Genomic DNA, 4,926 nt, shown 5'->3' on the forward strand with positions numbered 1-4,926 from the left:
CTGTCCGCCTGCAAGTACTGACTTGTCGTTGATATGGATGCGTGCCCGATGTTGTCCCCGCAGTTCCGTGATCGACCACAGTTGCAGGCGCTCGGACTTTCGCGGTACGTGTCGAAGGTCAAACGCCGAGCCTGGACGAGGCAATTGGGATGGTGAGAACCATTGTTGCGCTTGCCATACGCGTGCGTGCGGAACAGGGCCTGGAAGCGAGGGAAGATGCACTGTTCATGGACTGGTTGCTCGCTCGAAATGTTCGTGTTCGCAGCGCATCCAGACAACTCGGTTTCGAGGAGCTGGAAGCATGGCTCTCAACCGATACAGGTAGCATCGCGAGTTCTTTGGGGACGCGCTACGTGGAGGCGCTTGCCGGTGAACTTGAAAAGGACGAGCCGGCAACATTCGACATGGACGTCGCGATGCAACGTGCTGACGACGTGTTCTCCGCACAGATGTCGGTTGGGGAAGAGCCACGGCGAGCGACGTGGCCAATCGTGGTCCGGTTTATGGGGCTCAGGCAGCCGGGTGCAGTGAGAGCCGCCTGGCAAGTCGCCGTGTCAAACGAAGGGCTCGCCACGGATGTTGAGATCTCGTCGTTCGTCAATGCATTCGCCACCCGTCTGCTGCACGACCTCATAGACAACAGTTCCAAGGTCGATGTTCATGAGGCATTCCCCGAGCTGATGAAGCTGGTCGTCGCGCGGATAGAGTCGCTCGACGACAGCGCGCTGCAGCGTCTGGTCGAGCTTGCAACAGCATGGAGTCGCGAGGATGCTCTCGCCCGGCACGCGTGCGACGTCGTCTCTCAACTGCGTCGGGCGAACATTGCCAAGGCCACGGCAGTGTTGACCACTTGGGCTCCGCGAGTTATTTCTGACCTTCCCTTGCCCTGTCTCGAGATGCTGACGGAGCTTCTGCCCGGAGAGGATGACAGCCTCAAGGTCGCGGCCACGAACGCAGTGAACACCATACTGAACATCGGATCGGTTAACGATGCCATGGCAAGCCGGTACTCAGCGTTCGTCCGCCGGCTTTCCTCCTCCAGCTGGGACAACGCGCCATTCAAGGGGCATCTGGACAGCGCTTTAAGCAATCTCGTGGCTTCCTTGATTCCGAAATATCCGATGCAATCGCTATCTATAGGAATTACATAGTATTTAGTCATCGCCCTTATCTTCCTGACGTTGCGATGGATTTTGCTTGACGTTCGTTTGAAGCTCGCCTGCTCAGACTGCTCGACGAGCATTCTACCGGCTGGATGCTCCCCATGGCGCGCTTCATGGCGCCGCTGTCGTACGCAATCGAGATTGGAACCGCGCATGACCGCCGCGATGGCCGTTGGACTTCGAAAACGACCGTCGCCTGGGCGACTCGGATGACGGTAACGGGTCCGACTTCTGCCCTACGCGCACCGATCAATGGCGAATCGCTGCGTTGGGTCAATGTCGGATCGCGTTCGGCCATTCCCCGCCGTTCGCCCCTATTGTTTAACAGACGTTTAGACGTCGGTTCTGTGACCGCAAGCGGCGATTGGCCTGGGGAACACCAACGCCTATCTTCGATCGCCGAATTTTCCGCTGTCGACAGCTCACTTCGAAACCCACACAGTAGAAAACACAGTCCTTGTCCTTGACGCCTTGACTCAATTTGGCGTCGGATCTTGTCAGCGCACACCATAAGTCCCGCCATCAACTGGCACAAAAGTCCCACAAGAAGGCGGAAAACGCTGAGATTATCAGCATGTCGCGGTGACGCGAACTGCTAATCTTCAAATGCTGCGATTCACGCGTTTCCGGTCGGCTCTGCGGGTCTTTGGCAGCCGTTCCGCGCCCACGCGGAAAGGGGGATGTATGACACGTCCAGGACTATCTCGGCCCGCGCGACGCGCGCTGCGTCGACAGCAGTCGCGCGGACGCATCTGGCTCGCCATTGGCATTTCGCTGACTGGACTGTCCCTGACACCCGTGGCGTTCGCGGCGGGTATCCTTCCGCAAGGCGGCCGTTACGTCACCGGCGCGGGAACGATAGCCGGCCAGTGCAACGGACTGGTGATCACGCAACCAGGTTCGACGCGCGGTGTGATCGACTGGAACAGCTTCGCTATCGGCAAGGGAAACACCGTCAGTTTCGACAACGGTTCGGGCGCAACGCTCAATCGCGTGACGGGCGGCTCGCCTTCGGCGATTCTCGGCAGCCTGAATGCAACGGGCAGCGTGTATCTGATCAACCCGCAAGGCGTCCTGGTCGGTCCGAGCGGCGTAATCAGTACGGGCGGACGATTCGTGGCTTCAACGCTCGACATACCGAATAGCGCATTCATCACTGGCGGGACGCTCACGCTCGCGGGATCATCGAATGGGAAAGTGGTGAATCTCGGCAAGATCAGCTCGAGTGGTGGCGATGTCTTTCTTATCGCACGCGATGCCATAGTGAATGCAGGCTCGGTCAGCGCACCCAACGGCACGGCAGAATACGTCACGGGTCAGCAAGTGGTGTTGTACGAATCGTCGAGCAGCAGACAGGTATTCGTGCAGATAAGCAGCAAAGGCACCGTGGTCGATCGCGGTATCACGCAGGCCGCGCAGATCAATCTCGAAGCGGCCGACGGCAATATCTATGCACTTGCCGGCAGTGGCTCGCATATCCGCGCGACGGGCACGGCCATGCGCGACGGCCACATCTGGCTGGTGGCCGGCGATGGTCACGTCACGCAACAAGGGACGATTGCGGCAACAAACGTCGATGGTAGCGGCGGCACTGTCGATACGCTTGCCAACTCGCTCACGTTGGCGAGTGGCGCATCGGTGCAAGCGGGACTCTGGAATATCTCGACGCCAAACTTCACCGTCGATAGCGCCACTGCCGGCGCGTTCGTGCGCAGCCTGAACGCGGGCACATCCGTCGACGCAACGGCAACCGGCACGAATGGCGCAGGCGGTGACATGACCGTTGCGTCGAATCTCGATTGGCAAGGTCCGGCGTCGTTATCGCTGGTGGCTTTTCATAACGTGTCGATTGCACCGGCGGTCACGCTGAAGAACACCGGCAGCGGCAATCTCAGCCTGCGCGCGGACGCAGCGAGCATCGACAACAACAGCAGCGTCGCGAACGTCGGCACGATCGACTGGTCGGGCAGCACGGGTTTGGTGAATGCGTTCTATGACATGAACGGCAGCTACAGCCCCGGGACGATCCTCGCGAACAGCGCGTGGAAAGCTGCGCCCTATAGCGGTCTCGTTACGCAAGCGACCGGTTACAAGCTGGTCAATTCGTTGACGGACTTGCAAAATGTTGCGCTCGATCTGGCTGGCAACTACGCGCTCGGAAAGGATATCGATGCGAGCGGAACGCATGCCGCCCCGTCGTTCGTTCCTCTTGGCAATTCGGCCACGCCTTTCTCCGGTCAGTTCGACGGCATGGGGCATGTCATCGACAGACTCGCCGGTTTTGACACTTTCACCACTCCAACGGCCGGGCTATTCGGCGTGATCGGCACAACGGGCGTCGTTCGCAACGTTGGCCTCACCAATGCCTATATCGGCGGGTATTCTGGTGTTTATGGCGCTCTGGCCGGACAGAACGAGGGCCTGATTACTTACGCTTATGTCAGCGGACAAGTGTATGGCGGCTCGTTCGAAGGTGAGACTGTCGGCGGCCTCGTCGGTCGCAACGGCGGTCTGATCGAACGATCGTCGAGTAGTGCAACGATGGGCAATGGCGGTATGCTCGGCGGCCTCGTCGGGAATAACTTCGGCACCGTGTCTCACTCCTATACGACAGGCGTCACCTTCGGTGACTTCAGCGTCGGCGGTCTGGTCCTTGCAAACGCCGGCACGATCGAACAGTCATTCGCGACCGGCCCGGTCGAGATCTATTGCAACATCTCGTCCTGTAACAACGTGCACGGCGGCATCGCGGCCTCGACGGGCGGCGCCGTCGATAACAACGGCAACTTCATACCAGCGCCCGGCGCGACGATCGCATCGAACGTCTATTGGAACAAGGAGACGACCGGCCAACCGACAGACGTCGGCTCTGGCACACAACTGCCTGCGTCGAACGGCCTGACGACCGCGCAGATGAGCAGTCCGGCCAGTTTTGACGCATCCTGGGACTTCAGTCCGACAGGAATTTGGGTGATCCCGGCCGGCGCGACGCATCCAGTCCTTCGCTGGCAATCGACACCGTGAGGAAACTAAGCGCCACGCAGTTGTGGCCATTTTGATCTGAAAACACAGGCGTAGCGCCTACCACGCATTGGCATCCTCTCTGAACCCCATACTGCCGGACGGATACCGAGATTCATGAGGCCGCATTGGGGTCTGTGCTGGAGTTGCGCCCGGCCGGCGGCTTGCAACCGAACTGCCGTCCGGGAACCGGACACACGGCGAAGTGCACCTATGCGGCGCAAAGCATCCAGGACTGAATTTTCGGCGGAACGGTTTTTTCGCAATCTGCGCTAACGTTGAGAAAACAACTCGTCAGATCGTGCTCATCGAACATGACTTCCTCAGCGATGTATGGTGGTCGCGCCAAATCTGCTGGAGCGCAACTTCACTGCAACTGCACCGAACCAGGTGTGGACGAGCGATATCACCTATCTGGCCACGGCTGATGGCTGGGTCCGCGCGGTCATCATCGACCTGTTCAGCCGGCAGGTGGTGGGCTGGTCGATGAAGCCGCACATGAAGGCTGAACCGGTCACGGACGCATTGCGTATGGCATGGTTCCGGCGACGCCCTGAAGCCGGCGTAATCGTGCATAGCGACCGGGGCAGCCTCGGGTGCACGGGCCAGCGCAAAAGCGGCGCGCTGTCCTTTGCGACATGTTGACGGTTTGCGAGCGAATTGGAAAAGCAACGCAGCGACTTTTTCAACAGTATCCCTCGGAACCGGCCGTTGAAGTCCCGGCGGTTCGAGAGGCAGCTTG

At 59.6% G+C, this 4,926-nt stretch carries 2 protein-coding genes and 1 pseudogene; all 3 read left to right on the forward strand.

Annotated features, from left to right (window positions below; all coding sequences use genetic code 11):
- Positions 1–149: 149 nt before the first annotated feature.
- On the forward strand, positions 150–1,151 hold the full coding sequence (locus tag P0D89_RS50880) for a hypothetical protein (RefSeq protein ID WP_408370455.1): 1,002 nt from the start codon (positions 150–152) through the stop codon (positions 1,149–1,151).
- 696 nt (positions 1,152–1,847) lie between these two features.
- Positions 1,848–4,187: a two-partner secretion domain-containing protein gene (locus P0D89_RS50885; RefSeq protein WP_408370453.1), complete on the forward strand. Its 2,340-nt coding sequence runs from the start codon at positions 1,848–1,850 to the stop codon at positions 4,185–4,187.
- A 336-nt stretch (positions 4,188–4,523) separates the two neighbouring features.
- Positions 4,524–4,787 (forward strand): annotated as a pseudogene (locus P0D89_RS50890) (DDE-type integrase/transposase/recombinase); the annotation flags it as partial.
- Between the last annotated feature and the right edge of the window lie 139 nt (positions 4,788–4,926).

It is taken from the genome of Paraburkholderia sp. RL18-085-BIA-A (genome assembly GCF_046027075.1).
In the GTDB taxonomy this organism is placed as follows: Bacteria; Pseudomonadota; Gammaproteobacteria; order Burkholderiales; family Burkholderiaceae; genus Paraburkholderia.

Excerpts from the sequence above, each read along its gene's own strand:
- P0D89_RS50885 (WP_408370453.1), top strand. The coding sequence starts at position 1,848 with ATGACACGTCCAGGACTATCTCGGCCCGCGCGACGCGCGCTGCGTCGA.
- P0D89_RS50880 (WP_408370455.1), top strand. The coding sequence starts at position 150 with ATGGTGAGAACCATTGTTGCGCTTGCCATACGCGTGCGTGCGGAACAG.